Origin of the sequence: Lysinibacillus capsici (genome assembly GCF_020217405.1) — a bacterium.
Classification (GTDB): domain Bacteria; phylum Bacillota; class Bacilli; order Bacillales_A; family Planococcaceae; genus Lysinibacillus; species Lysinibacillus capsici.
Window position 1 is genome coordinate 4,309,319 of record NZ_CP084108.1, and the last position, 26,169, is coordinate 4,335,487.

General features: G+C 37.2%; 23 protein-coding genes. 4 read left to right on the plus strand and 19 right to left on the minus strand.

Annotated features, from left to right (window positions below; translation table 11 throughout):
- Window positions 1-136: 136 nt before the first annotated feature.
- Window positions 137-1,423: a GTPase HflX gene (hflX, locus tag LCP48_RS21315; protein ID WP_004231938.1), complete on the minus strand. Its 1,287-nt coding sequence runs from the start codon at window positions 1,421-1,423 to the stop codon at window positions 137-139.
- Window positions 1,424-1,555: 132 nt separating this feature from the next.
- Window positions 1,556-3,043: a sodium/proline symporter PutP gene (gene putP, locus LCP48_RS21320; RefSeq protein ID WP_004231936.1), complete on the minus strand. Its 1,488-nt coding sequence runs from the start codon at window positions 3,041-3,043 to the stop codon at window positions 1,556-1,558.
- A gap of 198 nt (window positions 3,044-3,241) precedes the next feature.
- Between putP and LCP48_RS21325 the strand changes: the two genes are divergently transcribed.
- Entirely contained in the window at window positions 3,242-4,402 is a 1,161-nt protein-coding gene (locus tag LCP48_RS21325; protein WP_225340502.1) for a class I SAM-dependent methyltransferase, read from the plus strand.
- Between the two features lie 62 nt (window positions 4,403-4,464).
- On the opposite strand, the gene LCP48_RS21330 is transcribed toward LCP48_RS21325, so the two are convergent.
- Window positions 4,465-5,784, minus strand: coding sequence for an ABC transporter permease (locus LCP48_RS21330; protein WP_004231933.1), 1,320 nt, complete (start codon window positions 5,782-5,784; stop codon window positions 4,465-4,467).
- 1 nt (window position 5,785) lies between these two features.
- Window positions 5,786-6,472, minus strand: a complete 687-nt coding sequence (locus tag LCP48_RS21335; RefSeq protein ID WP_048394180.1) for an ABC transporter ATP-binding protein — start codon at window positions 6,470-6,472, stop codon at window positions 5,786-5,788.
- 425 nt (window positions 6,473-6,897) lie between these two features.
- Between LCP48_RS21335 and LCP48_RS21340 the strand changes: the two genes are divergently transcribed.
- The 3 genes from LCP48_RS21340 (at window position 6,898) to LCP48_RS21350 (ending at window position 10,773) form a co-directional block, all read left to right on the plus strand.
- Entirely contained in the window at window positions 6,898-7,518 is a 621-nt protein-coding gene (locus LCP48_RS21340; RefSeq protein WP_004231927.1) for a DUF47 domain-containing protein, read from the plus strand.
- A gap of 21 nt (window positions 7,519-7,539) precedes the next feature.
- Window positions 7,540-8,556, plus strand: coding sequence for an inorganic phosphate transporter (locus LCP48_RS21345; protein ID WP_004231925.1), 1,017 nt, complete (start codon window positions 7,540-7,542; stop codon window positions 8,554-8,556).
- A gap of 105 nt (window positions 8,557-8,661) precedes the next feature.
- Entirely contained in the window at window positions 8,662-10,773 is a 2,112-nt protein-coding gene (locus tag LCP48_RS21350; RefSeq protein ID WP_004231922.1) for an MMPL family transporter, read from the plus strand.
- 47 nt (window positions 10,774-10,820) lie between these two features.
- Here the strand turns inward: LCP48_RS21350 and LCP48_RS21355 are convergent, their stop codons facing one another.
- The 15 genes from LCP48_RS21355 to LCP48_RS21425 all read right to left on the minus strand — a co-directional run bounded on the left by LCP48_RS21355 (window position 10,821) and on the right by LCP48_RS21425 (window position 26,120).
- Window positions 10,821-11,429, minus strand: a complete 609-nt coding sequence (locus tag LCP48_RS21355; protein WP_004231919.1) for an alpha/beta hydrolase — start codon at window positions 11,427-11,429, stop codon at window positions 10,821-10,823.
- 17 nt (window positions 11,430-11,446) lie between these two features.
- Window positions 11,447-11,638: a hypothetical protein gene (locus tag LCP48_RS21360; protein WP_004231917.1), complete on the minus strand. Its 192-nt coding sequence runs from the start codon at window positions 11,636-11,638 to the stop codon at window positions 11,447-11,449.
- 22 nt (window positions 11,639-11,660) lie between these two features.
- Window positions 11,661-12,125: a hypothetical protein gene (locus LCP48_RS21365; RefSeq protein ID WP_004231915.1), complete on the minus strand. Its 465-nt coding sequence runs from the start codon at window positions 12,123-12,125 to the stop codon at window positions 11,661-11,663.
- Window positions 12,126-12,259: 134 nt separating this feature from the next.
- Window positions 12,260-12,883, minus strand: coding sequence for an NUDIX hydrolase (locus tag LCP48_RS21370; protein WP_004231914.1), 624 nt, complete (start codon window positions 12,881-12,883; stop codon window positions 12,260-12,262).
- Window positions 12,884-12,894: 11 nt separating this feature from the next.
- Window positions 12,895-13,986 (minus strand): AI-2E family transporter, encoded by a 1,092-nt coding sequence (locus LCP48_RS21375; protein WP_004231912.1) that lies wholly within the window; start codon window positions 13,984-13,986, stop codon window positions 12,895-12,897.
- 165 nt (window positions 13,987-14,151) lie between these two features.
- Window positions 14,152-15,849, minus strand: coding sequence for a M3 family oligoendopeptidase (locus LCP48_RS21380; RefSeq protein WP_004231910.1), 1,698 nt, complete (start codon window positions 15,847-15,849; stop codon window positions 14,152-14,154).
- A 140-nt stretch (window positions 15,850-15,989) separates the two neighbouring features.
- Window positions 15,990-16,550 carry a YdcF family protein gene (locus tag LCP48_RS21385; RefSeq protein WP_004231908.1) on the minus strand — a complete coding sequence of 187 codons (561 nt, stop codon included), beginning with the start codon at window positions 16,548-16,550 and terminating at the stop codon, window positions 15,990-15,992.
- 92 nt (window positions 16,551-16,642) lie between these two features.
- Window positions 16,643-18,385, minus strand: a complete 1,743-nt coding sequence (locus LCP48_RS21390; protein ID WP_004231906.1) for a methyl-accepting chemotaxis protein — start codon at window positions 18,383-18,385, stop codon at window positions 16,643-16,645.
- Window positions 18,386-18,608: 223 nt separating this feature from the next.
- The gene (locus LCP48_RS21395; protein ID WP_225340504.1) at window positions 18,609-20,357 is read right to left on the minus strand and encodes a methyl-accepting chemotaxis protein; all 1,749 of its coding nucleotides are present in this window, start codon (window positions 20,355-20,357) and stop codon (window positions 18,609-18,611) included.
- Window positions 20,358-20,431: 74 nt separating this feature from the next.
- Window positions 20,432-21,727, minus strand: a complete 1,296-nt coding sequence (locus LCP48_RS21400) for an arsenic transporter (protein WP_004231901.1) — start codon at window positions 21,725-21,727, stop codon at window positions 20,432-20,434.
- Window positions 21,728-21,791: 64 nt separating this feature from the next.
- A complete protein-coding gene (locus tag LCP48_RS21405) occupies window positions 21,792-22,511 on the minus strand; it encodes a YebC/PmpR family DNA-binding transcriptional regulator (protein ID WP_004231899.1) in 720 nt (239 codons plus the stop codon).
- 201 nt (window positions 22,512-22,712) lie between these two features.
- On the minus strand, window positions 22,713-23,174 hold the full coding sequence (locus LCP48_RS21410; protein WP_004231897.1) for a low molecular weight protein-tyrosine-phosphatase: 462 nt from the start codon (window positions 23,172-23,174) through the stop codon (window positions 22,713-22,715).
- Window positions 23,175-23,234: 60 nt separating this feature from the next.
- Window positions 23,235-23,837 (minus strand): lysophospholipid acyltransferase family protein, encoded by a 603-nt coding sequence (locus LCP48_RS21415; RefSeq protein WP_004231896.1) that lies wholly within the window; start codon window positions 23,835-23,837, stop codon window positions 23,235-23,237.
- A 79-nt stretch (window positions 23,838-23,916) separates the two neighbouring features.
- Entirely contained in the window at window positions 23,917-24,750 is an 834-nt protein-coding gene (locus tag LCP48_RS21420; RefSeq protein WP_004231895.1) for a putative RNA methyltransferase, read from the minus strand.
- 2 nt (window positions 24,751-24,752) lie between these two features.
- On the minus strand, window positions 24,753-26,120 hold the full coding sequence (locus LCP48_RS21425) for an MATE family efflux transporter (RefSeq protein ID WP_004231893.1): 1,368 nt from the start codon (window positions 26,118-26,120) through the stop codon (window positions 24,753-24,755).
- Window positions 26,121-26,169: the final 49 nt, after the last annotated feature.

Genomic DNA, 26,169 nt, shown 5'->3' on the forward strand with positions numbered 1-26,169 from the left:
TCAGATTCCTTACTTTACTTGAAAATTAATACAATTTCCCGAGTACACCTTTTACTCTTGTTCTAGATTTTACTATTCCCTCTAATCACAAAAAGCATGCCAAAAATCTTTTGGCATGCTTTGGGTAGTACATTTTTTAATTAATCACATAGTGCTGAAACTTTGCGTAATCTGCTGCTTTTACTTCAAGAGACAATAATGTCCCATTCTCTTCATAGGCTGTATTAAAAACAGAGGCATTTTCATTTAAATAAGAAACAACGTTCCCATGATCATAAGGTATTAACATGTCACACGTTACATAGTGCGAGAAGATGTGTTGACGAATTAGCTGTACTAATTCTTCTAATCCAACCCCCTGCTTCGCTGAAATCCAAATATTATCTCCACTTACCACAGGATATGGAACATCTACTATATCTGCTTTATTGTATACATAGATTGTCGGAATGTCCTCAACACCAACTGCTTTTAGTGTTTCATTTGTCACATCCATCATAAATCCGTGCTCAGTATTAGAAACATCTACCACATGGAGTAAAAGATCCGCATCTCGGGCCTCTTCCAAAGTGGAGCGAAATGCCTTCACTAAATGGTGAGGTAATTTACTAACAAAGCCTACAGTGTCTGTCAGTAAAAATGTCTTCCTATCAGGTAGTTCAATCTGACGAACAGAAGTTTCAAGGGTAGCAAAAAGCATATCCTTCTCAAAGACTTGCTTATGCTCTTCTTGTCCTATTTGCGTAAGCAGTTGATTCATAATCGTTGATTTCCCAGCATTTGTATAACCAACAATCGATACAACCGGAAGAGCATTTTTACGACGCTGTTTACGCTGCGTTTCTCTCTGTTCCTTAACGTGCTCTAGATCCTTTTTAATTTTAGCAATTTGATCTTCAATTTTTCGTCGATCCAATTCCAGCTTTGTCTCACCAGCACCACGGTTTTTAAAGCCTCCTCCAGTACCACCACCCTGACGGCTTAAAGAGGCATGTAAACCCACTAAGCGAGGTAGCATATATTGAAGCTGTGCTAATTCCACCTGCATTTGGGCTTCACGTGTTTTTGCGCGCCTTCCAAAAATATCTAAAATAAGCATTGTTCGATCAATGACCTTCGTTGCTAAATCACGTTCTAAATTACGGATTTGCGAAGGAGACAGTTCATCATTAAAAATAACGAGGTTTGCTTGTGCTTCGTCATAAAAATTTTTGATTTCTTCTATTTTACCTGTACCCACATAATGGGAAGGTGTCACACGTTCCAAATTTTGCGTGACAGTCCCAACTACTTCTACATGCAAGGCCTCAGCTAAATTTTTTAACTCTTCCATAGAATAGTCAAAGTGCTCATCATTTCGTAAATTTACGCCAACTAGTATGGCCTTTTCAATTAATACATCAACTTCCTTCATTCTATCCATTAGAAACCTCCCACCAAAGCTTGGTGTCGCTACGACAAATTTTCTTCATCTTACCATAAAAGACCCTTTTTCGTATTTGAAGATCATCGTTAACTTTTTTAAAAATGCGCCTCATGGAGAGGCGCATCACAACTATTTTCTTTCTTCTTTTAGTAGGGCTTCTGAGCGTGTGAACTCTTCTTCAATTTCTTTATTTGGTTTATATGTCAGCATACTGACAACAACCGCAACAATTAAACAAACAATGAAGCCAGGAACAATTTCGTACAACGCACTTGATAAAGCATCTACTTTACCCCAAATAAATGCAGTTGCAGCCCCTGTTACCATTCCGCTAAGTGCTCCGTAGTTCGTTAGCTTTCTCCAATATAAAGAAAGTAAAATAACAGGTCCGAAGGCTGCACCAAATCCTGCCCAAGCAAAGCCAACTAAGCTTAAGATAGAACTATCTGGATTCCACGCTAGGATTGCTGCAATAATTGCAACAACTAATACAGCCATACGCCCAACAAAAACGTAATGCTTATCGTCTGCTGTTTTATTAAATAATGCTTTATAAATATCCTCTACAAGCGCCGAAGAAGTTACAATTAATTGAGAAGAAATTGTACTCATAACAGCTGCTAAAATTGCCGCCAGCATAATACCCGCTATAAATGGATGGAATAAAATCTGTCCAAGTACAATAAAGACAGTTTCAGCGTCTTTTAGCTCACCCGCATTTTGCTGATAATAAGCTACACCCACCAAGGCAGTTCCAATAGCTCCAAATAAACTTAACATCATCCAGCCAATACCAATGCGTCGTGCTTGCTTCGTTTCTTTAACGGAACTAATCGCCATAAAGCGAACGATAATATGAGGCTGTCCAAAATAGCCTAGTCCCCAAGCAACTGAAGAAATGATCCCTGCTGCTGTCGCAGTGGCTGGTAATAAATTTAGAAGATCTGGATCAACAGATTTTATAGACGAAATAGTTTCCCCTATGCCACCTGTTACAAACAAGCCAAATATTGGTACCATAATAAGTGCTAAAAACATAATAAGACCTTGTAAGAAGTCTGTATAACTTACCGCTAAAAATCCGCCAAAAAGAGTGTATGCTACAACTACAGCCGACACAATTAATAAGCCCGTATGGTATTCATAACCAAATGAACTATCGAAAAACTTACCACCAGCTACCATACCTGAGGAAACATAAAATGTGAAAAATATTAGAATAATGACACCTGAGGCAATTCTTATAAGCTTAGTGTGATCTCGTAATCGGTTATCTAAATAACTTGGGATGGTGATGGAATCATTGGTAACCTGTGTATAAACTCGCAATCGTGGAGCAACAAACAACCAGTTTAAATAAGCCCCCACTGTTAATCCAATAGCAATCCAGGCCTCTACAAGACCTGATAAAAAAATAGCTCCAGGTAAGCCCATTAGGAGCCAGCCAGACATATCTGCAGCACCTGCACTTAACGCAGTTACCGCGGGACCTAATGAACGGCCGCCAAGCATGTAGTCTGTTAAATTTGATGTTTTAGCAAACGCATACCAGCCAATGCCTAGCATAGCGATCATATAAATAACTATCGCTAATAATTGATACATGTTATCTGACATAATTTCTCCTCCTTTATATTCACTAGTATCACCAATTCAAAAAGAATTACTATATTTAAGATACCACGAATATACAATCCTACCTATAAATACTCGGAATTTTTATTAAATTAATTCCGAATACCAAAGATGCCATTGTCTATTATAAAATGTGTTAAACTAGTGCCATCTATTACACAATAAAGTAGGCGAAAATGTATGACCTTTGAAGAAATGAAAGCTCTGCTCACTGAGCAAATTTTGCAACAAAAGCTTGTTACAGCTACAATCAGTCAACCACGTATGAAATCAAATGAAATAAAACGTATAAAATTAAAACCATTAATGTTAAAAAATCAGTACCATATACAAATTGAATACCAATATGAACGGATTTTAAAACATGAAAATATTCTATTGGCTCATTTACCTTCCAAGCTTGACGCGTTTTTTGAGGAGTATCGTCAAGCTCATATTGATTTCGTAGATGAAACAGTACAAGTACAATTATCAAAAAAGAACAAAGTCCTTTGGAAATCAGATAAAACAGCTTCACCTAAACAAGTCCATCTAAGCCATAATCGTAAAAAAAATTATTTACTATCTGATGATCAACCCTATCCATTTTTAATTCGACTGGGGGTACAAACAGAAGAAGGAAAGGTTAAGAAACAAAAGTATGATAAATTTAAACAGATTAACCGCTTCATTGAATTTATAGATGATGCCTTAACCTATTTACCTCAGGATCGACAGGTGAGGATTTTAGATTTTGGTTCAGGAAAATCCTACTTAACCTTTGCTTTGTATCATTATTTAAAAATTGAAAAAGGCTTAGACATTCGTGTTACTGGTTTAGATTTAAAAAAAGAGGTTATTGAAGAGTGCTCAAGAATAGCACAGGATCTAGGCTATGATCAGCTAGAATTTCTTGTAGGAGATATCAATGATTATAATGATGAAAGTGCTGTGGATATGGTGGTGACACTCCATGCATGTGATGTAGCGACAGATATGGCCTTGGCTCGTGCTGTGAAATGGGGAGCAAGTGTCATTCTAAGTGTGCCTTGCTGTCAGCATGAGTTAAATCGTCAACTAAATACACCTGCTCTCGATATTATGTTGCAACATGGACTTGTTCGAGAGCGATTTGCGGCACTTGCTACAGATGCTATTCGAGCTGAAATTTTATCGCTTGTTGGCTATGAGGCACAGCTTTTAGAGTTTATCGATATGGAGAATACACCTAAAAACATATTAATTCGAGCCTATCAAACAGGTAAAAAACCAAATGAAGAGCAACGTGCCAGCTATGATGCCTTCTTAAAATTATTGAATGCAACACCATTTTTAGCGTATGAGTTAAAAGAGTATTTATAACATACAGATGTACTTCAATCCAAATAAAAGGCGATCCAATGTTGATTGGACCGCCTTTTTTATTATAACTCTTGTCGTAAAGCTTGAATAACGTCGATTTTTGTTGCTTTACGTGCTGGGCGATAACCTGAAATCATCGCTACACCAACACTAATGGCTGCTGCAATAATGACTAGTTGCCATGGAATAAGAGAAAATGTTATATCATTTGTTGCAAAAGCTTCCTCCCCTGTTGCCGCCTTAAGAATTAATGGTAATGCTGCATTAGCCGCAAAGCTAATAGCATACGAGATGACAACCGCAATTAGCGTACCAAAAATACCGATAAATGTGCTTTCCATTAAAAATAACCGTTGTATAAGCTTCGGACTTGCCCCAATTGCCTTTAATACACCAATTTCACGTGTTCGCTCTGTGACAGCCATTGTCATTGTATTAAAAATACCAATAGAAGCAATCAACACAGCAATTGTACCAACAAAGATTAAGCCAATTTTTAATACAAGGAAAAATACATTCATTTGATCTAGCTGCTCTGTTACTGAATATACGCTATAGCCCTTATCTTTTAACTTCTCTAAAATCGGCTTTACGTTTTCTAATGTATCCGCATAAATATTAAATTCAGAGTAAAACAGCTCATCCTCTGCCATATTACTATCTGTTGATAAATTTTTAACCCATACTGCCTTTTGCTCTTTATCCATATGAATAGCGTTATCAACCATCCAATCATAAGAAGGTTTCTCCATTACACCAACAATTGTATAGCTCATTTTTTGCGTTTCTTCATTTGTACCCGTGTGAGGAACTAAGGACAGGTCTATGTTCTTTCCAATCAATGATTCTTTATAGCCCTCTTCACTACCATCATAATACGTACCCTCTGCTTCAGCCTTTTTACTTTTTTCCGCAATGACATCACGTTCTCTTTCATTCAATAATGTTTGAGCAAAATGATAGCCTACAACAATTTCATTAGATTTCGTTGGGTAACGCCCTTTTGCAAGCTTTCCATTTACCTGTTCAAAGTCCTGCATATCTGACAATATTAAATTAGAAGTTGTATCACGATCTTCAAAAAATGATTGCGCGGTAGCATTGACACTAATTGTTTCAAGCACTGTTTCTACATGTTCCATTTTTTTAATTTCTTGTACTTGGTCTTCAGTTAATTGCTTATCACCATATACTTGAATTTTTGTAACTGTTTCGTTTGAAAGAATTTCATTGCGTAAAGATTCCTGTAAACCAAAACCAACGGATGCTAGCACGATTAAAAAGGCACAGCCCATCGTTGCAGCTAGTATTGTCATAAACACACGCAGCTTATTTTTCTTGATATGCTGTGTTACAAAATCTAATTGATCCTTAAATAACATGTTAAGCTTCCTCCTTTACAAGTTCTCCATCGTACATGCGGAAGCGTCTATGTGCGATAGTAGCTACTTCTTCATCGTGCGTGATAATGACAAAAGTTAGCCCTAATTCACGATTTAAACTTTGAATAAGCAATAAGATATCCTGCTCGGTTTCTGAATCGAGACTCCCTGTTGGCTCATCAGCAAGTAATATAGGAGGATTCGTAATAAGGGCTCGTGCAATGCTGACACGCTGTTGCTGTCCACCTGACAATTCATTGGGATAATGGTCTGCCACTTCTGTCAAACCAACCTTGTCCATTAATTTCTTCACTTTTTCTTTGCGCATAGCCTTACGCAAACCCTGTAGCTTTAAAGGTAATTCGATATTTTCAAAAGCAGTTAAACCAGGCATCAATTGAAAGTTTTGAAAAATAAAACCGAATTGACGTAAACGGAAGGCAGCACTTTCTGTTTCAGTTAAATGGGCTGTTTCCTTTCCATTTACTTTAATAGAGCCCTGTTCAGCCTTCATAAAACCAGCTAGAACTTGTAATAAGGTCGATTTTCCTGAGCCACTTTTACCTACAATGGCAACAATTTCTCCTTTATGGACCTCGAAGTTCACACCTTTCAATACCGGCACTTGCTTTTCCTTCCCTCGTTTTCCAATTAAAAATGTATGTTGTAAGTTTTCAACCTGAATCATTAGTTAATAAACGCTCCTTTCCTATTCATTTTCCATTGTAGTAAACAATTCTTAATAAAGAGGGAGGATAAAAATGAAGATATTCTTAAGAATAAGAAGGTACTCTTCTGGTTATCAAATGAATTTACAATACCTTTACAATTCGAATGCGCTATTTTTATTACCTTCTATTATCTTTCGTGTCTTAATCTGTACTAATAAGTCACCATTACAGAGGAATAGCCATTTATAACAAGGTTTTATCTGTACTCATAAAAATAAATACAGCTGGATTACCTTATATTTTGTGAACGAATTGTATATTACAGCAATGTAAATTTTCATGTCGATTAGTAAATTTTTATGTAGATAAATTAAAGATTTTGTTATGATAGTAAAGTTTAGAGGTCGATTAATTTATTTATATCCAGGAGGATTCGATTCACATGCTTAACTCAAAAAAACAAGACCCTTTCTTTATTGCATTGCATAAAATTGCTGAAAATATGAGAGAGGCTGTACATTACGCAAATGATTTTCGTATTAACAGTGTAGCTGACCTAAAAGAGATTAGCATTACAATGAAAAATTATGAAACTGCTGGTGATAAGCTTATTCATGAACTGATTGTCATGTTAAACAAATCATTCATGACACCTATTGAACGTGAGGATATTTTAGAGCTCGCCATTCGTATGGATGATGTTTTAGATGGAACAGAACACTGTATTGCACACTTTGAAATGTTTTCGCTCACTGAGATTGATGAATCTATGCGCATTTTCTTAGGGTTTATTTCAAAAAGTGCTGATGAAATAGTCAAAGCGACAGAAGAGTTAAAGAAAAAGAATCTAATTGGCATGCGTCCACACGCAATTCTTATTAAAGACTATGAACGTGAATGTGATGAGGTACAACGTACTTCTATTAAGAAGTTATTTTTAAATGAAAAAGATCCAATCCGCCTCATTAAATTTAAGGATATTTATGAACAACTTGAAGATATCGCTGATCATTGTCAAAACGTAGCAAATACTATGGAAACAATTATCATGCGTAACGCATAATTAGGAGATGGGCACTTTACAATGAACACAATCATTATATTAACCGTACTGGTCGTCATCTTTGCCCTAACATTTGACTTTATCAATGGCTTCCATGATACAGCAAATGCTATTGCAACTTCGGTTTCTACTAGAGCATTGCCGCCACGCACGGCAATCATTATGGCGGCAACTATGAACTTTATTGGTGCTATCACCTTTGTAGGGGTTGCAAAAGCTCTAACAAAAGATATTGTAGATCCTTTTGCATTAAATGCTTTTGAAGGAGACACAACTGGCTCAGTCGTTATTTTAGCTGCATTAATTTCAGCTATAATTTGGAATTTATTGACATGGTATTTCGGTATTCCGTCAAGTTCTTCACACACATTGATTGGGTCAATTGCCGGTGCTGCAATCGCATCCGCTGGTTTTAATGTGTTAAACTATGGCGGCTTTACTAAAATCATCATGGCTTTAGTGTTTTCACCTTTACTTGCTATTTGTGCAGGCTTTATTATGATGACTCTTTTTAAACTATGGTTTAAAAATTTAAATTTATATAGGACGAATAAAGGTTTCCGTACAATGCAAATTTTTACTGCTGCCATCCAATCGTTCACCCATGGTACAAATGATGCGCAAAAAGCGATGGGGATTATGACGATGGCGTTAATCGCTGGTGGCTTGCACACTGGAGATGAAATACCTTTCTGGGTGCGTGCTGCTGCAGCTACAGCAATGGGGCTAGGTACGTCAATTGGTGGTTATAAAATCATTAAAACGGTTGGTGGTAAGATTATGAAAATCCGCCCTGTTAATGGTGTTGCGGCAGATTTAGCATCTGCTACTGTTATTTTTGGCGCTACGCTAATCCACTTACCAGTTTCAACAACACATGTCATTTCTTCCTCCATTATGGGTGTCGGTTCAGCACAGCGTGTGCGTGGTGTAAACTGGGGTATGGCTCGAAAGATTGTTACTACTTGGGTGATTACAATGCCAATTTCTGCCGTTATGGCATCTGTTATTTATTTCATATTATCATTATTCTTTTAATAGTAAGACTCCTGTCCAAAAAGTGGATGGGAGTCTTTACTTTGTCACACGACAAAATGTGACACATCCTTTACACTAATTGAAAAGGGGGATGTATAAACAACTATGAAAACTTTTTCAGCTTTTATTACAGCACATGCGAAAGCAATCGTAGTCATATGGCTTATTATTTTTCTAGCAATGGCGTACTTTGCTTTACAGCTTCCAGGCAAACTTCAAGGTGATGGTTTCTTTGTCGAAGCAGATCATAACTATGTTACCAACGAGCTAGCAGAAAAATTTGATTTACCATCTAATACGATTTTAGTTGTCTTTGATCCAGCTGATGATCAGAAAATTAAAGACACTTTAAAAAAATTAGATAACATAAAAGAGATTCATTCTATTCAATCACCTTTAGAAGACTCCTCTTTACGGAAAGATGGTATTGCCTATGCTATGGTTCACATAAAGAACGATGTAGAAAACCTTCCTGACATTGTTGAGGAATTCCGTTCATTGATTGAAAAAGACGGTATTAGTGTCACTGGAGGGCCTGTTATTTCTGCCGACATAAATACTGCTAGTCAAAAGGATTTGGCATCAGCTGAGGCCATTGGATTGCCAATTGCCATCGTGGTTCTCTTATTAGCATTTGGTACAGTTGTTGCTTCTATTTTGCCAATCATCATTGGTGTTGTAACAGTGGTTACCGCCTTTGGTATGATGACGTTGCTCAGTGCTAATGTCAATCTATCTATTTTCGTCTTAAATATTGTACCAATGCTTGGGCTGGCTTTAAGTATTGATTTTGCGTTGCTGTTTATTAATCGTTACCGAGAAGAACGCACACATACTTCTATTGCTCAAGCCATTCAAACTGCTATTCAGACAGCAGGTCGTTCTATCATTTTCTCTGCAGTCTGTGTCATGATTGGCTTAGGTGCGATGATTGTCATTGATGTAGAAATTTTTCATAATATCGCCCTAGGAGGCACTATAGTCGTCCTGTTAGCCGTTCTTTCTGGCTTAACATTACTTCCTGCCACTATGATGCTATTAGGAGATAGACTTAATAAATGGCGCTTAATACGCGTTAAACCAGATGGGGCAAATCGTTGGCGTGGCTTTGCAGGTTTTGTCATGAAACATCCAGTAGCTATAGTGATTTCAGCATTATTATTACTAGGCATCGGCATGATCCCTTTAAAGGATATCCAATTAACCATTCCACAGGTGGACTCCTTACCTACGAAATATGATGCTCGTGCAGCATACGATAAATTAGATGAAACGTTTGGACTAGGTGAATCCTCTACATTATATTTGTTAGCTGAACGAAAAGGTGGCTGGGAGGATACTGAGGGTAGAGAGTTAATTTATACTATTCAAGAAAAGCTATTAAAGGACCCGTTAGTGACTAATGTTTCAACTATTTATACAGCTGCTAACATTCAAACACCAGAGGAGCTTTCTGCTTCATTAGCTATTCCACAGGTTGCAGAACAATTAAAACCTGTTATTAATTCATTCTCGAAGGATACACAGCTATTTGTCCCCATTACAATTGATGCAGCAGGTTCTTCCTCTACAGCTCAAAAATTTGCCCGAACATGGATGGACAAAGACCTGGGCGTGGATTTTGCACTTGGTGGACCAGCTAAATTCAACCAAGAAATTTTTGATGAAATTGCTAATAAAATTGTTTTAGCTATAGCGATTATTATCGTTTCCACATTCTTTATTTTAATGTTGGCATTCCGTTCTATCTTAATTCCGTTAAAGGCAATAATCATGAACATTATTGGACTTTCATCTGCATTCGGTATACTCGTTTATATTTTCCAATATGGTCATTTTGGTATTGAAGCAAGCTCCATTGTACTAATCATTCCAGTTATTGTTTTTTGTCTTGTATTTGGCTTAAGTATGGACTACGAAGTCTTTTTAATTTCTCGTATCCAAGAGGAATATTTAAAGGGCTCTGATAATACGCGGGCAACAATTGATGGCTTAACATCCACTAGCCGAATAATTACATCGGCAGCGCTTATCATGATTGTTATTACAGGTGCTTTTGCCTTCACAGATGTCATGCCTGTGAAGCAAATTGGTGTGGGTATCGCTATTGCTGTTGCCATTGATGCAACGATTATTCGTCTTATGCTTGTACCTAGTCTTATGAAGCTGTTTGGTGATTGGAACTGGTGGCTTCCTTTCTCAAAGAAAAGTAAATAACATAAAGAAAATCCACCTCCCTTATAAAAGGAGGTGGATTTTTTCAATTAAGCGTAAATGCTTTTATACCATTCTTTTGCTGCTTGTACTTCAGGCATTGTTAGTTGATGACCAAAATTAAACCATTTCGTCGTTACCGTTGCACCTGCAGCTCTTAAAAGGTTTTCTAAATCCTCAGATTCCTGTGCTGTACACATTGGATCATTCGTACCCGCACCGATAAACACAGGTGTTGGAGAAAGTTGCGGTAATTCAATACCACGTCTTGGTACCATTGGGTGATGCAAAATAGCTCCCGCTAACGCATCATCGTAGTGGAATAATAAGCTCGCTGCAATATTAGCACCATTCGAATACCCTATTGCTACAATTCGTTGGCGATCAAAGCCATATTGCTGTGCTGACGTCTGTAAAAATTCATGAAGCTCCTTTGTACGAAAGATTAAATCCTCAATATCAAAGACACCTTCGGCTAATCGGCGGAAAAATCGTGGCATTCCATGCTCAAGTACATTTCCGCGAACACTTAAAATATTGGCTGTTTCATCTATTTCTTTTGCCAGACCAATAAGACTTTCCTCATTACCACCTGTACCATGTAGTAATAATAATGTCGGCTTTGTTTCGTCTGTACCTTTATAATAAATATGTTGCACTGACAGTCACCTCTCATTTATCTTGAATTCGAGATAATTGTAGCCTGTGGCAAAATTAAATTCAAGCTCTTCGACTTATTAATTTCACGATTTTCACGATTTGGCTGTTCTTCGTGATTTTTATAAAAATTAGTAATGGTATAAACTGAAAATAAACATGCCGCAATCACAACAACAATGACAATTCCCACTAATTTTTTTCCGTTCATCTATCATGATCCCCCGTATAACTTATTTCTTTGTACGAAAGCCTTCTTCTAGTAAATACTCCTTTGCTGCCTCATACGTACCAAATGCCTCTTCCAGATTGTCTCCATGATACACGTTCCACGAACGTTGCTCAAAAGCTAGCTGTAACTGACTACCATCTCGACTATGCCAAATCTCTACAATTGGCTCCTGCTCTTCTACTTCTTCAGATAAATATTGGATTGCGTCTTCAATAATTTCACGAAGTTGTTGTTCATCATAGTCACGGATATTTACTAATCCTTTATCATTAGCCTCATTCTCATAGCGTAATAAATCTCCCACAAAGACAAAGCCATTGCCGTTTGGATGTAATTTCTCAACTACAATCGTCTTTTCGTAAAGACTATCCATGTAATGATAATTTAGGCGCTTTAAAGAAATTTCTTTTTTTGTTAGCTCAGAAAACGATTCAATAATCGCTTGTTTTTGTTCAAATGTTAGCATATAAAAAATGCTCCTTTTCTTTACAATCTATCTAACAGTATAACTCATTTTTTCCTATTATATCGTGTCGTTTCTAAATCATTTTTGCGCAAGAAAATAGGACAAGCTAATATTATAGCTTATCCTATTTAAACTTATGAGGTTTGATTAACTATTTTTTCACGTGTGAATTTTATCACCTGTGCAACATACAGTTCCCGATAAGGAACAAATTGTGCAGTACCTACTGGTCTGACAACTCTCACACGTTGACCATCAGGAAAATATTCATACCCTTCAATATTAAGTGTCGTCGTTTCTCCCAAGAAGAAAGCCTCCGCCTCATTTAGCCTTGCTCTAACTACACCCGATACTTCTTCATACTGCAAAGCAAAGGAATCCCAATCATGCTTGAAAGGATATATGTAGACATGGCAAAATTCATTGTCGATCATATTTTCAGAAACGATACTACAAGATGTCATGCCCATTTTGACAACTTCATGGACATCAATATTAAGTCCCAATTCTTCTTTTACTTCTCGAATGCCTGACTCTACTGTCTCAATCGCTAAAAGATGTCCTGCTGCTGTAATATCGAGTAACCCTGGATAATCCTTTTTCTGTGAACTACGTACTTGAAAATAAATATAGTCTTCATTTACAAGCCAGCAATGAAAAGTCTCATGCCAAAGCCCCTTTTCATGCACTTCCGCTCTCGTAGCTGTCCCAATTTGCTCATGCTGTTCATTAAATACCTTTACAATTTCTTGTTCCATTGTTTCGACTCCTATACTGACTTCGTCGCTTTTTTCTTAATTGCATTACGTTGATCATAAATATTGGATACGATAACCTTTAAGACTGCATAAAATGGTACAGCGATAATAATACCAATAAAACCTGCTATATTACCTGCCGCTAAAATAATTGTAATAACGGTAAGGGGATGGATATCAAGTGATTTCCCCATGACATTAGGTGTAATAAAGTTGCTGTCTATTTGCTGAGCAACCAGCGTCACAACCGAAACCCACACCACTAAAATTGGATCTTGAATAACCGCCACTATCAGGGCTGGCGCAAAGGCAATCCAAGGCCCGATAAATGGAATCATATTCATAAAGAATGCAAAAATCACTAGTAATAACGAATAGTCTAATCCGATAATTAAATAGCCTACATACATTATTAGTGCTAATAAAAAACTAATTTGCAGTTGGCCCTGAATATAGGTACGTAATACATCGTCAATCTCACTTAATGTTTTCTTTACCCATTGCTGACGTTCACCACTGAAATATTTATAGATGGATGGAGCAAACTTCTCATGATCCTTCAGCATAAAAATAAAGAAGAATGGAATTAAAATAGCTAGTAACGACACAGAAACAATCGATTGTAAAAAGGACACAAATCCCTTACTCGTTACTACTGCGATATCCTGTACGGAATTCGCCATTTTTTTAATAACATCATTTAATTCCTGTGGGAAGTTATCCTTATTTTGCGTTACATATTCTGTTAGTTGCTGGATGCTCGTACTAATACTCGTACTAATCATAGGGGCATTCTTCACTAATTTATTGACCTGCTCGGCAATCGGGTTACCAATAATCCACCCAAAAATACCTATCATTGCTATTAGTCCGAACACGATCGTCAATATACTTCCCCATCGAGGAAATCTACGTTTTTCTAAAAATCTCTGAATTGGTTCCGTCACATAATAGAGAACACCACCAAGTAGTAAAGGCACAAAAATGGCTTTTAATATGATGACAAGCGGTGAAAAAATCCAATGAATTTCTATAAAATATTTAATGATTAATAGTGTAAGTAGTATCCCTACTCCTACTTGAAACCAAACTTTCCTTGTCACTTTCTTTCACTTCCTTTAATAGCAGTTACTGAAAATACTACTGATATATTAACCATTTCGCAAGTATCCTAGTATTTTTTTACAGAACTCTTCTGACAAACTAAAAAATTCGCTCACTTCCACAATAATAGTTATCGTGGAAGTGAAACGAATTTAAGTCATCCATTATAGAGTAGAATCATCTATGGAATTTAAGAATGTCTCAATTTCTCCAATAACTGATTCAACACAGCCATCCTCAAATGGTGAGATTAAACCTGCCTCTTTTACAAGCTTTGTAAAGGACATAGAGCCACCTAAACCACAAAGATGAATATAGTCTTTCCAAGCCGCTTCAAATTCTTCACGTGAACGTTTCCAGAATTGGAAGGCACAAATTTGTGCTAACGTGTAATCAATGTAGTAGAACGGACTGGCATAGATGTGAGCCTGACGTTGCCAAATGCCCCCAGCCTCTAGGTAACTGTTATGATCATAGTCACGGTGTGGTAAATACGTTTCCTCAATTTTTTTCCATGCAGCTTTACGTTCAGCAGGAGTCATTGTTGGATTTTCATAAATAACATGCTGGAACTCATCTACTGCCACACCATATGGTAAGAATAAAAGACCGCTACTTAAATGTGTGAATTTATATTTCTCTGTATCACCTTCAAAGAACAGCTCCATCCAAGGCCATGTGAAGAATTCCATACTCATCGAGTGAATTTCACAAGACTCGTAGGTAGGCCATAAATACTCAGGAATGCCAATATTACGGCTTGAATAAACTTGGAAAGCATGTCCAGCTTCATGTGTTAATACATCGATGTCACCTGAAGTACCATTAAAATTTGAGAAAATGAATGGGGAATGATAGTTTTCAATAAACGTACAATAACCGCCACTTTCTTTCCCTTTCTTCGCTACAAGATCCATTAAGTCATGGTCAATCATGAAATTAAAGAATTCTCCTGTCTCAGGTGAAAGCTCCTCATACATTTTTTTACCGTTTGCTACAATCCACTCAGGATTTCCTTTTGGTGTAGCATTACCTGATAAGAAGTTAAGTGCTTCATCATAAAATTTGAAATCTTCAATGCCAATTCGCTTTGCCTGACGCTCATAAAGCTTCGTTGCAACAGGCACAATTAAATCACGTACCTGATCACGGAATTTTTTAACCATATCAGCATTGTAATCAATCCGATTCATACGAATATAGCCTAGTTCAACATAGTTGTTATAGCCAAGTTTAATCGCAATTTCATGGCGTACCTTGACAAGTTCATCATATAAACGATCGAATTCATCTTCATGCTGTGCAAAGAAGCCAAAGCGAGCATCCGTTGCTGCCTTACGTGTTTCTCGATCCGTTGACTCTGCAAACGGACCAAGCTGAGCGAGTGTTAATGTTTCCCCATTAAAGTCAATTTGTGCAGATGCAACAAGCTTATTGTACTCAGAAACAAGTCTGTTTTCTTTTTGCATCAAATCAATAACTTCTGGTGAGAAGCCTTTAATTTGATAAGTTGCTAGATCAAATAATTGCTGACCCCATTTTTCTTCTAATTGCTCACGAAATGGTGAATCAATTAAAGCTTTATAGTATTCCGTCGTTACTTCTTCTAACTCAGGACCTACTTCATCGAAATAATCACGTTCTGCTTGATAAAATTCATCGTTCGTATCGATTGAAGCACGAATATATACTAAATTAGCCATTGTCGCAAAGTCATTACTAATTGCATTGTGCTTTTCAATGATATTACTTTGCTCGTCCATCGATTGTGCTTGTTTAAATTGCTCAATGAGTGCTAACTGCTGCTCTTTCATTGATGCCACATTTGGACGGCTGTATTGATATTCTTTAAACGTTGTCATTAAAGTCCCCTCTTTCTGTCCTATACCCCGTAATATTTCTATTATATGCCAAATAGAATCTATTAAGAAACAATTATCTCTTTTCTGTTCCATGATTTTTTGAGAAAGAAGCAGTTCCTAAATATAATAGCGTTGTTGTTTTAATAGCCCACAATATATGTTTTTAATAACGCCGCTCTTTCTCTTATTCTTAATTTTGCTTCTACTGATTTTGGTGTTCTTGCTGATAGAACATCTACTTCAAAATCTAACGATTCAGCAAGATATTTTGCACGTTTCAAATGAAAGTCATTTGAAACGATGGTAATTTTCTTTGTCTCTTTTGGTAATAAATCTTTAGAGAATACTAAATTTTCATAAGTAGATGTAGATTGATCTTCTATGATAATTCTCGTGGCATCGATGCCATACTGTTCCAAATAGTCTTGCATTACAGATGCCTCTGTACGATCTTCATCAGGTCCTTGTCCACCGGACACAATGACCTTAACATGTGGGTATTTTGTTAAGTATGGAACAGCCACCTCTAATCTACTTTTTAATGAAAGCGATGGTACACCACCTGGCCTTACTTTTGCTCCCAATATAATCATATAATCAGCTGAACCATCGGCCTTCGGTTCCATACCCTGATCAATTTCTTTTCCCAGCCAAGTATAAAGAACGATTCCACTACCGATTAAAATAACACCAACTGTCATCAACCACCTTCTCACATATCATTCCTCCTTTACCTTTTATTAACGATGATAAAAAGAAAAGGATGCTTGTTAACCAAGCACCCTGAAAGATATTATCTCAATATAAATCGTTTAATAGACTCCTGTAAGGCAGATATTTCATCGGTTAAATCATTGGAAGATTCGCTAACGAGTTGTATTGCGCGTTGTTGCTCATCTACGGATGCTGTTACCTCTTCAGATGCAGCAGCATTCTTTTCACTAATCATCGCAATGCTTTCAATCGATTGCATAATCGTATTCTTAGAGCTATTTAAATATTCTACACTATCTGTCGTATCGCCTATAATGGCTATAATTTTTTCAACAGCTAATTTAATTTCTTTAAAGGATGATTCTGTTACCATGACAGAATCATTTTGTTGACTTACAATGATATGGGTTTTCTGCATTTCACCATTGACTAAGTTTGTTTCACTTTCAATGCCTTTTAGCGTTGTGCGTACTAGCTCAGTCGCTACAGAGGTTTGATCAGCAAGTTTACGTACCTCTTCTGCGACAACTGCGAATCCTTTACCATGTTCACCCGCTCTTGCTGCTTCAATAGAGGCGTTAAGTGCAAGTAAATTCGTTTGATCTGAAATCTCCGTAATCGTCCCCACGATGCCTTCAATTTCACGTACCTTGACAATTAAGCTACCAAATACAGACTGAATATTCTGAACGAGATTTGAAGACTCCCTCGACTTATCCTTTAAGCTTTCTAGATTAACTAGGCCTTCTTCATTTGATTTTTTCATATGCTGTGAGGCATCTAACATTAATTCATTTTTATCATGCAATCCTTCAATTTGCTGTGCAAATTCGATAGCCGTTCGGTTTGTATCCTCTGCATCAGATGCTTGCTTGACTGCACCTTTGGATACTTCATTGATTGCTTTGACGATTTCATCCCCATAGGCATTTGTTTCTTCAGCTACTGCGGTTAAGTTGGCTGATGTTGATTGTATTTCTACAATCGCTTCCTCCACATCTGAAATAAGTGTTTTAAGTTGATGTACCATCTCATTAAAGCCATCATTTAACTGTCCTATTTCATCGGAGCGCTGTAAATGCTCAATTTCAACCGTTAAATTCCCTTTTGCTACTTCACGTACACGTTTAGATAATTTTTGAACTGGTAATGCCAGATGTCTTGATACAAGAATGACAACGATTGTCCCAATAATGATAGCACCTACTAATGTCAAACCAATTACTATCAATAAAGAATTCGCCTCTGCATTAAAATCCTGCATATATGTACCTGATGCAATAATCCATCCCCAATGTGGATCTTTCTCAGAATAAATAATTTTATCGGCTAAGACATCCTGACCTGGTAGTTCAAATTCATATTGTGTAAAGCCACCACCATCAAGTGCCTTTTCAGTTACTTCTCGAATAAAGTAATTGCCACTGCTATCTTGGTCATTCCAAAGATTATCTCCTTCTCGTGTTGGATGTGTTGTTAATGTTCCCTTATCATCCAACACATAGATATAACCATATTCCCCTAAATCACCAGGATAATTAATAGGCCGTTTTCCTTCGCTATCTTTCGGACCAAGAAATGCTTCTCGTACTCGCTCCTGTGCAACCTTCAAGGGAATTTCACCCTTTTCAACACGCTCGTTTGCGAGCTCGATTAATTGCAATGCAGATTCAACACTATTGTAAAGTACCTGCTCTCCTATATCCTCCATCCCATTCTTAGCCTTACCATAACTAACTATACCAATTATTAAACTTGGAATAATTAGTAGTGCCAATGAAATAATAATCAATTTCCCCTGTATTGAACGTAAAAACTTCATACTTTAGCCCCCTATTTTCTTCGTTCAACAATATATTACTTTATATTATGTTATGGTTTGAAAGTTTTCACAATGGGTAAAGCACAAATTATTTTCTAATTTCCCTGAATATGGTTTATTTTCATGCCTTTATGCTAACCTCTAGTTAAATTTTAAATGCCAAAAATCAAAAGAACTATTTCTCCATAAGACGTAAGCTTATAGAGAAATAGTTCTAAACTAATCATAATTTAAATGTATTAATCGTTTCTATAACCTCTTTCGATGTTTGATCTAATATTGTTACAACTTCATTTAATTCAGAAACCATGGTTACTTGTAAATCTGAGGCAGTTGCTACTTCCTTTGTTCCTATGACACTCTGCTTTGCAATAGCATTCATCTGTTCGGTAGTAGCTAATACTTCCTCAGAGCCTGCTGACATTTCTTCAATTACAGCAGAGTCATCTTGAATTTTATTATTCACCTCAAGAACAGATTGCAATATTTTCTCTAGACTTTCACCTATGTGTTGCACTGCTTTATTGCCTGCCTGTACATCTAGGGTACTACTAGCCATCTCTTGTAACGCTCGATCGGTAATTTTCTTAAAGCTTTCTAAATGCATGTGTATTTTGTCAGCAGATGCTTTAGACATCTCTGCAAGTTTACGAACTTCATCTGCCACGACCGCAAATCCTTTACCAGCTTCTCCTGCTCTTGCTGCTTCGATTGCAGCGTTTAAAGCCAGTAGGTTGGTTTGATCTGCAATACTCGTAATGATGGTCACCATCTCTTCAATTGATCGGAACTTATCACCCATTTCCTCGACATGATTAGCCGTACGTAAAACAGAAGATTCTACGTTTTGAATTTGAGAAACAACTTTTTGAGAATGACTAACACTTGTTTTCACAAGTCCCGTCATTCCTGATGATGACTCTGCAATTTCTGAAGTTGTATCAGCCAGTCGTTGAATACCAATTGACATCTCATTCATCGTTAATACAACCTCTTGATTATTTTGCTGCTGTTGCTCACTACCAGCAGCAATTTCGATAATTCGATCTGCAATTTGAGCGTTTGATTCTTCCACATGTTGAGAAGTCTCATCAATTTTTTGAACAACATTTTGTAAAGCAAATGTGCGTTGTTGAATCGTATGGAAAGTTTCTTTTAATTTTTGTAGTGATTCTCTGAAGGATTGTGCAAATATTGTAATTTCATTTGCTCCTTTTAACTGAATTTTCTCCACTTCTATCGTTGCCTTAGCAATATCTCCTTGAGCAAAACTTTGTGCTGCAACACCTAAATGTGCAAGGGGTTTTAATGCTCCATTAATATAACGATATAAGATGAACATAACAATACCAGTTAAAGCTAATATGACAATAATTAATGTAGGTAAAATAGCCGTTAATACGGCATTCGCAACATTGCTTACCTCTGTTGCTTCTATATCGACCCCAACAAAGGCAACAATATTCCCTGCCTCACCCTTTAATGGAACAGTACCAGATAAATAATCTCCAAAATCACTATGTAAAATAGCGGAATAATAACTTCCAGTATTCTTTACCTTTTCAATATCCTTGTAGTATGTGGTGGAGGATTCATCTCCTATAGCTCCAGCATTTTCTTGATCATCTACTGGCATACCGTCCACTAAAAAACGTACCTTTTTATCTTCCTGTGGTACTGCGAAAGTATAGGCATAGAGAACACCATTTACTTCACGTAATTCGTTTAGTTCTTCTCGAAGTCGCCAATATAACTCAGATTCTTTTGGTTCCTTTGAGAGTTGCTCATATTCAGCAGCATTTAGATGTTTTGCAATATTCTCAGCAAGTGCAACTGCCTGTGTTCCCATGGTTTTATTAACAGATGATTTTGCTGTGTAGATTGTTGTTATAACGAAAAAAGATAACAAAGCCACTAACATTACCAATGACATTAACACTATTTTATTACTTAATTTGCCTGACGCTCGCATACTTTCCTCCTTTAATATACTAATATCTTAGTAGTTCCTATTGTACTATTTTTTTAACTATTTCAACAATAAATCTATGATATTAAGCATATCCAAATAATTAATGCAATTAAAGTGGCGAACAGTGTCGGGATGGTAAGAATAACACCGATTTTAAAATATTGTCCCCAGCTAATTTTAATGCCTTTCTGGGCTAATATATGAAGCCATAGCAATGTAGCCAGTGAGCCAATCGGAGTCATTTTTGGACCTAAATTCGTACCAATTATATTTGCATAAATCAGCCCCTCTTTCATCATGCCGGATGCACTTGTTTCTGAAATTGCCAAAGCATCTATCATAACAGTAGGTAAATTGTTCATGACAGCAGACAAAATGGCAGCAACAAATCCCATCGTCATCGTTGCTACTACGAAGCCCTGCTGTATAGCTAGTTCTAATAAATTTGCTAATATTCCTGTCATCCCTACATTTTTTAACCCATATACAACCACATACATGCCAATTGAGAAGAACACAATATTCCATGGCGCTCCTTTTACAACTCTTTTTGTATCTACCACAGAGCTACGCTGTGCTAGCCATAAGAATATTGTAGCGACCCCACATAAAATAAAAGATACAGGGATGTGTAAAATCTCACCAGCTACGAAGCCCACTAATAGAATCCCAATTACATACCAAGCGATCGAAAATAATTTGGGATCTCGTATTGCCTGACTTGGTTGCTCAACTGCCTCAAGAGAATAATGTTGTGGAATGGAACGACGAAAAACAATGTAAAGTACTACTATACTTGCCACTAAAGAAAAGAAATTTGGTACAAACATATGAACTGCATAATCAATAAAGCCTATATCGAAAAAGTCAGCTGATACGATATTCGTTAAATTGCTAATAACGAAAGGTAAGGAGGTTGTATCTGCTATAAACCCACTTGCAATAATAAAGGGAAAGATCATTTTTTCACTCAAGTTCAGTTTTCTCACCATCGCTAAAACGATCGGCGTTAGTATTAAGGCACCCCCATCATTCGCAAACAAAGCCGATACAACAGCTCCAAGACAACTAATATAAATAAATAAGCGAATTCCATTTCCATTTGCAAGACGTGCCATATGTAGAGCCGCCCATTCGAAAAAGCCAATTTCATCTAAGATGAGTGAAATTAAAATAATACCAATAAATGATAGCGTTGCATTCCAAACAATCCCCGTTACCTCTAACACATCATGCCAGGTTACTACACCTATTAATAATGCAATAGCTGCTCCTATACAGGCAGACCAGCCAATTGATAGTTTTCGTGGTTGTACTATGACAAAAAATAATGTGACTAAAAATAAAATAATGGCTAAAGCAGTCTGCATCTTTTCCTCCCTAATTAAAAACCAGTAGCTTAAATGCTACTGGTTTACTCATTTTGTTAATGGTTTATTCGCCTAAATCTGCATTGTGGAAAACATTTTGTACATCTTCTAAATCTTCTAATGCATCAATTAGTTTTTCAAACTTCGCTACATCGTCGCCAGTTAAAGTCACTTCTGTTTGAGGCAACATAGAAAGCTCTGCTACTGTAAATTCTTCTACGCCTGCAGCCTTTAATGCTTCTTGTGTCGCAAAGAATTGGTCTGGCTCTGCATAAATAATTACCGCTTCTTCCTCTTCTAGAATATCGCGAGCATCAATATCAGCTTCCATTAAAATCTCTAGTACTTCATCAGCCGTTTTACCCTCTAAGCCAATAACTGCTGTTGAATCGAACATATAAGCTACAGATCCACTGACACCCATATTGCCGTTATTTTTACCAAATGCTGCACGTACATCAGAGGCTGTACGATTTACATTGTTTGTTAAAGCATCCACGATAATCATTGTGCCGGCTGGTCCAAAGCCTTCATAACGTAATTCATCAAAGCTTTCATCACCGCCACCTTTTGCTTTATCGATGGCTTTTTCTATAATATGTTTTGGAACACTGTATGTTTTTGCGCGTTCAAGCACTACTTTAAGTGCACGGTTTGACTCTGGATCTGGTTCGCCTGATTTAGCTGCCACATAAATTTCTCGCCCAAATTTTGCATTAATACGGCTTGTGCTTTGATCTTTAGACGCTTTCTTTTCTTTAATATTGTTCCACTTACGACCCATTGTTTCCACTCTCTTTCAAAAGATAAATTTATAAAAATAATAGATACGCAGTTGCATATCTGTAAATGGTAATTAAATACTTATCGTATCTTTACTCTGCAAATAATAACACAATGATGCTTACAAAGCTAGATATACCAATGTTTAAGGTAGCATTTTTCTAAAAAAATGGCTGTTAAAATTTACGATTTTAGCGCCATCTTACAACAGCTCTTGTTTAATTTTTGCTAGTAATGCCTGACAACCTTCTTGCACCAATTCATAGGTTTCCTGAAAATCACCTGTATAATAAGGATCCGGGACATCCTTGCGATGTGCTGTTAAATCTAAAAAACGAAAAATCTTTGGCGAGTTTGGTTGACCTAGTATTGTACGGGTATTACGAATATTGCTTTCATCCATTCCAATAATATAAGCAAACTTTTCAAAATCTGACTTTTGTAATTGTCGACCTTGCATATCTATTGTAGAAATACCATATTCACTAAGCTTATCCTGTGTTCCTCTATGTGGAGGTTCACCAATATGCCATGAGCTAGTAGCAGCGGAATCCACTTCAATTTTATCTTCTAAATGCTCTTTCTTCACCAAGTCTCGCATGACCGCCTCAGCCATAGGTGAGCGACAGATATTACCTAAACATACGAAAAGTACTCGAATCATTTTATTCTCCTCCTACAACAAAGCACTCAAAATCAATTTGATTCTGAGTGCCATTTGCTTTTATTTTACGGGAATACGTTTTTGTAGTTCTTCTGTTAAAGCAACTAATTCATGCTCAAGGTGTTGAGTAAACTGCTCACGGCCTTCTTTACCCTTGCCTGTTACATAAAATGGCTTACCATAAATTAAATAGCCCTTACCTCGCTTCATTACATCACCCACATTACGTGCACCAACATAAGCAGCTGGAACAATTTGCGCCTTTGCCAACTGTGCGATGGTAATAGCCCCTTGTTTTAAATCTGTTCCTTCTGCACTACGTGTCCCAGAGGGGAAAATCCCTACAATTTTACCTTCCTTCAATAACTGCGAAGGAATTTTAATCACGCTTGGTCCAGGATTATCACGGTCTACTGGAAAAGCATTTAAATGCTTAACAAGCCAGCCAAGCCCTTTCATTTCAAATAATTGCTTCTTCGCCATAAAGTGAATTTCACGAGGGTACATGGCTACACCAAGGTTTAAAATATCAACATAGCCGGTATGTGTACAAGCTATAATAAACCCACCCTCTTTCGGCAAGTTTTCTTCTCCGTATACACGAGCCTTTGAACCCATTAATTTTAATATTACTTTGACAACATTTGCTGCTAGTTTATACACTGTTACATTCCTACCTTATTCAATAGTTATTCCCATTGTAATCGAAAAGACCAGTATACTGCAATTGCAGGTGACCAACTTAAACCTTCCCTACTAATAGATCCACATCAATCGTGATTTGATTTAGTTCAACGGCTGTTTGTTCTGCTTTATGCCACCCCATTGGTGTCATCTCTAATAGCGCGGGTACTAGCCCTTCTGAAAGCGGTAAAGTATACGTTACGCGTTCTACGTTTACCTCACGAAAACTATCTTGAAAACGAGCTACAATTTGTTCATTAGAGTAAGTTTCCTTGTTTGAATCTGCATATAATTGAGCACGCAGTTCCCGCAAATAACCACTTTGCGGTACAACCTTCACAAGACAGCCATTCGGTGTAAGAAGTCGTTTAAACTCCTCATAATTTGCTGGCGATAATATATTTAAAATGGCATCGAAACTCGCTTGAGCAAATGGACTTTTAGCTAAATCCCCTACACACCAAATTTGTTGAGGATAATGACGTGCTGCAGCCAAAATGCCCTCCTTCGATATGTCAATTCCAATGCCAATACCATGATCCCTATCATTCATAATGCGAGCTAAATGTGAGCCCTCTCCACAACCAGTATCAAGCACCGTTTTTGCAGAGCTTATAAGCTCACCGATTCGGGCTTCCACAGCATCATAAATCCCACTATCAATAACAGCCTTACGGGATTCAAAAAGGCTCTTACTATATTTAGAAGCGGCGCTATGTGTCAGCATATTGACATAGCCTTGTTTCGCAATATCAAAGGAATGGTTAGAAGCACAAACCAATCTCCCCTGCTCATAGACATGCATGGATTGCTGACAGATTGGACAAGCAAAAAGGGTGATATATTGATCCATTAATGCCGCCCCGATCGTACGTTTCGATAATGTGCCCATTTCTATGCCTCCTTCTTGTCGTTCGGTGATACAAGAGCATAACGCTCCCATTTACGACTTTTCCATCTAAAGTATACGATAATTGCCCGCACCCATTCATCTGCTGAAATGGCTAGCCAAATTCCGACCAAGCCCCAATCCAATACAAAGACAAATAAATAGCCAAGCGGCAGGCTCATGCAAACCATTGATAGAAAACCAATTTTCACTGGGAATCTAGCATCCCCAGAAGCGCGTAAAGAGTTAATGACAACGATATTCATCGTGCGACCAGTCTCTAGCAAAATACTTAATGCTAACACGGATGCCCCAATCTTAATGACTTCTGGATTATCAGTAAAAACCTGCATAAGGGGCTTACGGAATAGCGTAACGACTGCAACCATAATAATCGTAAAAACAAATGCTGCACGGACACTTTTCCATAGCTGATGATACGCCTCATCTTTTTCTCCTGCACCTACATGACGACCAATAATAATGGCTGTTCCTGTACCAATGGCAATCGCAAATAAATACGTAAACATCGAAATATTCATAGCATATTGTCGTGCTGCTAGTGTTTCTGCTCCTAAGTAAGTCGCATAATATAAAAAGATGATTTGGCAAAATTGATAAAGCACCTGTTCAAACGCAGATGGTAAACCAATGTTTAATATTTTCCTCACATATTCCTTTGAATACTCAAAATAATATTGTAACTTTACGCGCACTTCCATTACCTGATACAGCAACCAGAAAAATACTAGAACGGCTAATCCGCGACTAATGACAGAGGAAATAGCCGCTCCTTTCACACCAAGCTCTGGTAAACCTAAATTCCCAAAAATAAGACCGTAATTTAGCACAACATGTAAGATGTTCATGCCAAGTGAAACGTACATAGTTTGTTTTGTCCAACCATGTACACGAATAATTGCAGCTAGTGCATTAATAATAGCCTGTAGGAAAATAAAACTCCCGATGATGGCTAAGTAACTTTGTGCATAGTGAAGGACTTCTCCCTGCAAGTTCATCATTGTCATTAAATGTCTCGCAAAGAAGAAAAATAAAATACTCATTAAAAGCCCAACGACCAAATTCATCGTGACCGCTAACGCCGAGATCTTGGCCGCTTCAAAAAAGCGTCTGGAGCCTAAATATTGGGAAACAACAATAGATGCACCATTGCCCACTACTTCCAGAATCAAGATGGCAATATGGATATATTGATTGGCTGCACCTACTCCTGATACAGCATTATCTGATAAAGCACTGAGCATAAAAGTATCGGCTAGTCCCATCAACATAAATAGAAAAACTTCTAAGAAGATCGGCCATGTTAAATGGAATAGACTTAACTTATTTGTCTCTTTAATTGTGTCTGCCAATACTTTCACTTCTCCTATATTTTCTTAAAAATCTATTGTATCTTATCAC

Excerpts from the sequence above, each read along its gene's own strand:
- hflX (WP_004231938.1), bottom strand. The coding sequence starts at position 1,423 with ATGGATAGAATGAAGGAAGTTGATGTATTAATTGAAAAGGCCATACTA.
- putP (WP_004231936.1), bottom strand. The coding sequence starts at position 3,043 with ATGTCAGATAACATGTATCAATTATTAGCGATAGTTATTTATATGATC.
- LCP48_RS21325 (WP_225340502.1), top strand. The coding sequence starts at position 3,242 with ATGACCTTTGAAGAAATGAAAGCTCTGCTCACTGAGCAAATTTTGCAA.
- LCP48_RS21330 (WP_004231933.1), bottom strand. The coding sequence starts at position 5,784 with ATGTTATTTAAGGATCAATTAGATTTTGTAACACAGCATATCAAGAAA.
- LCP48_RS21335 (WP_048394180.1), bottom strand. The coding sequence starts at position 6,472 with ATGATTCAGGTTGAAAACTTACAACATACATTTTTAATTGGAAAACGA.
- LCP48_RS21340 (WP_004231927.1), top strand. The coding sequence starts at position 6,898 with ATGCTTAACTCAAAAAAACAAGACCCTTTCTTTATTGCATTGCATAAA.
- LCP48_RS21345 (WP_004231925.1), top strand. The coding sequence starts at position 7,540 with ATGAACACAATCATTATATTAACCGTACTGGTCGTCATCTTTGCCCTA.
- LCP48_RS21350 (WP_004231922.1), top strand. The coding sequence starts at position 8,662 with ATGAAAACTTTTTCAGCTTTTATTACAGCACATGCGAAAGCAATCGTA.
- LCP48_RS21360 (WP_004231917.1), bottom strand. The coding sequence starts at position 11,638 with ATGAACGGAAAAAAATTAGTGGGAATTGTCATTGTTGTTGTGATTGCG.
- LCP48_RS21365 (WP_004231915.1), bottom strand. The coding sequence starts at position 12,125 with ATGCTAACATTTGAACAAAAACAAGCGATTATTGAATCGTTTTCTGAG.
- LCP48_RS21370 (WP_004231914.1), bottom strand. The coding sequence starts at position 12,883 with ATGGAACAAGAAATTGTAAAGGTATTTAATGAACAGCATGAGCAAATT.
- LCP48_RS21380 (WP_004231910.1), bottom strand. The coding sequence starts at position 15,849 with ATGACAACGTTTAAAGAATATCAATACAGCCGTCCAAATGTGGCATCA.
- LCP48_RS21385 (WP_004231908.1), bottom strand. The coding sequence starts at position 16,550 with ATGACAGTTGGTGTTATTTTAATCGGTAGTGGAATCGTTCTTTATACT.
- LCP48_RS21390 (WP_004231906.1), bottom strand. The coding sequence starts at position 18,385 with ATGAAGTTTTTACGTTCAATACAGGGGAAATTGATTATTATTTCATTG.
- LCP48_RS21395 (WP_225340504.1), bottom strand. The coding sequence starts at position 20,357 with ATGCGAGCGTCAGGCAAATTAAGTAATAAAATAGTGTTAATGTCATTG.
- LCP48_RS21400 (WP_004231901.1), bottom strand. The coding sequence starts at position 21,727 with ATGCAGACTGCTTTAGCCATTATTTTATTTTTAGTCACATTATTTTTT.
- LCP48_RS21405 (WP_004231899.1), bottom strand. The coding sequence starts at position 22,511 with ATGGGTCGTAAGTGGAACAATATTAAAGAAAAGAAAGCGTCTAAAGAT.
- LCP48_RS21410 (WP_004231897.1), bottom strand. The coding sequence starts at position 23,174 with ATGATTCGAGTACTTTTCGTATGTTTAGGTAATATCTGTCGCTCACCT.
- LCP48_RS21420 (WP_004231895.1), bottom strand. The coding sequence starts at position 24,750 with ATGGGCACATTATCGAAACGTACGATCGGGGCGGCATTAATGGATCAA.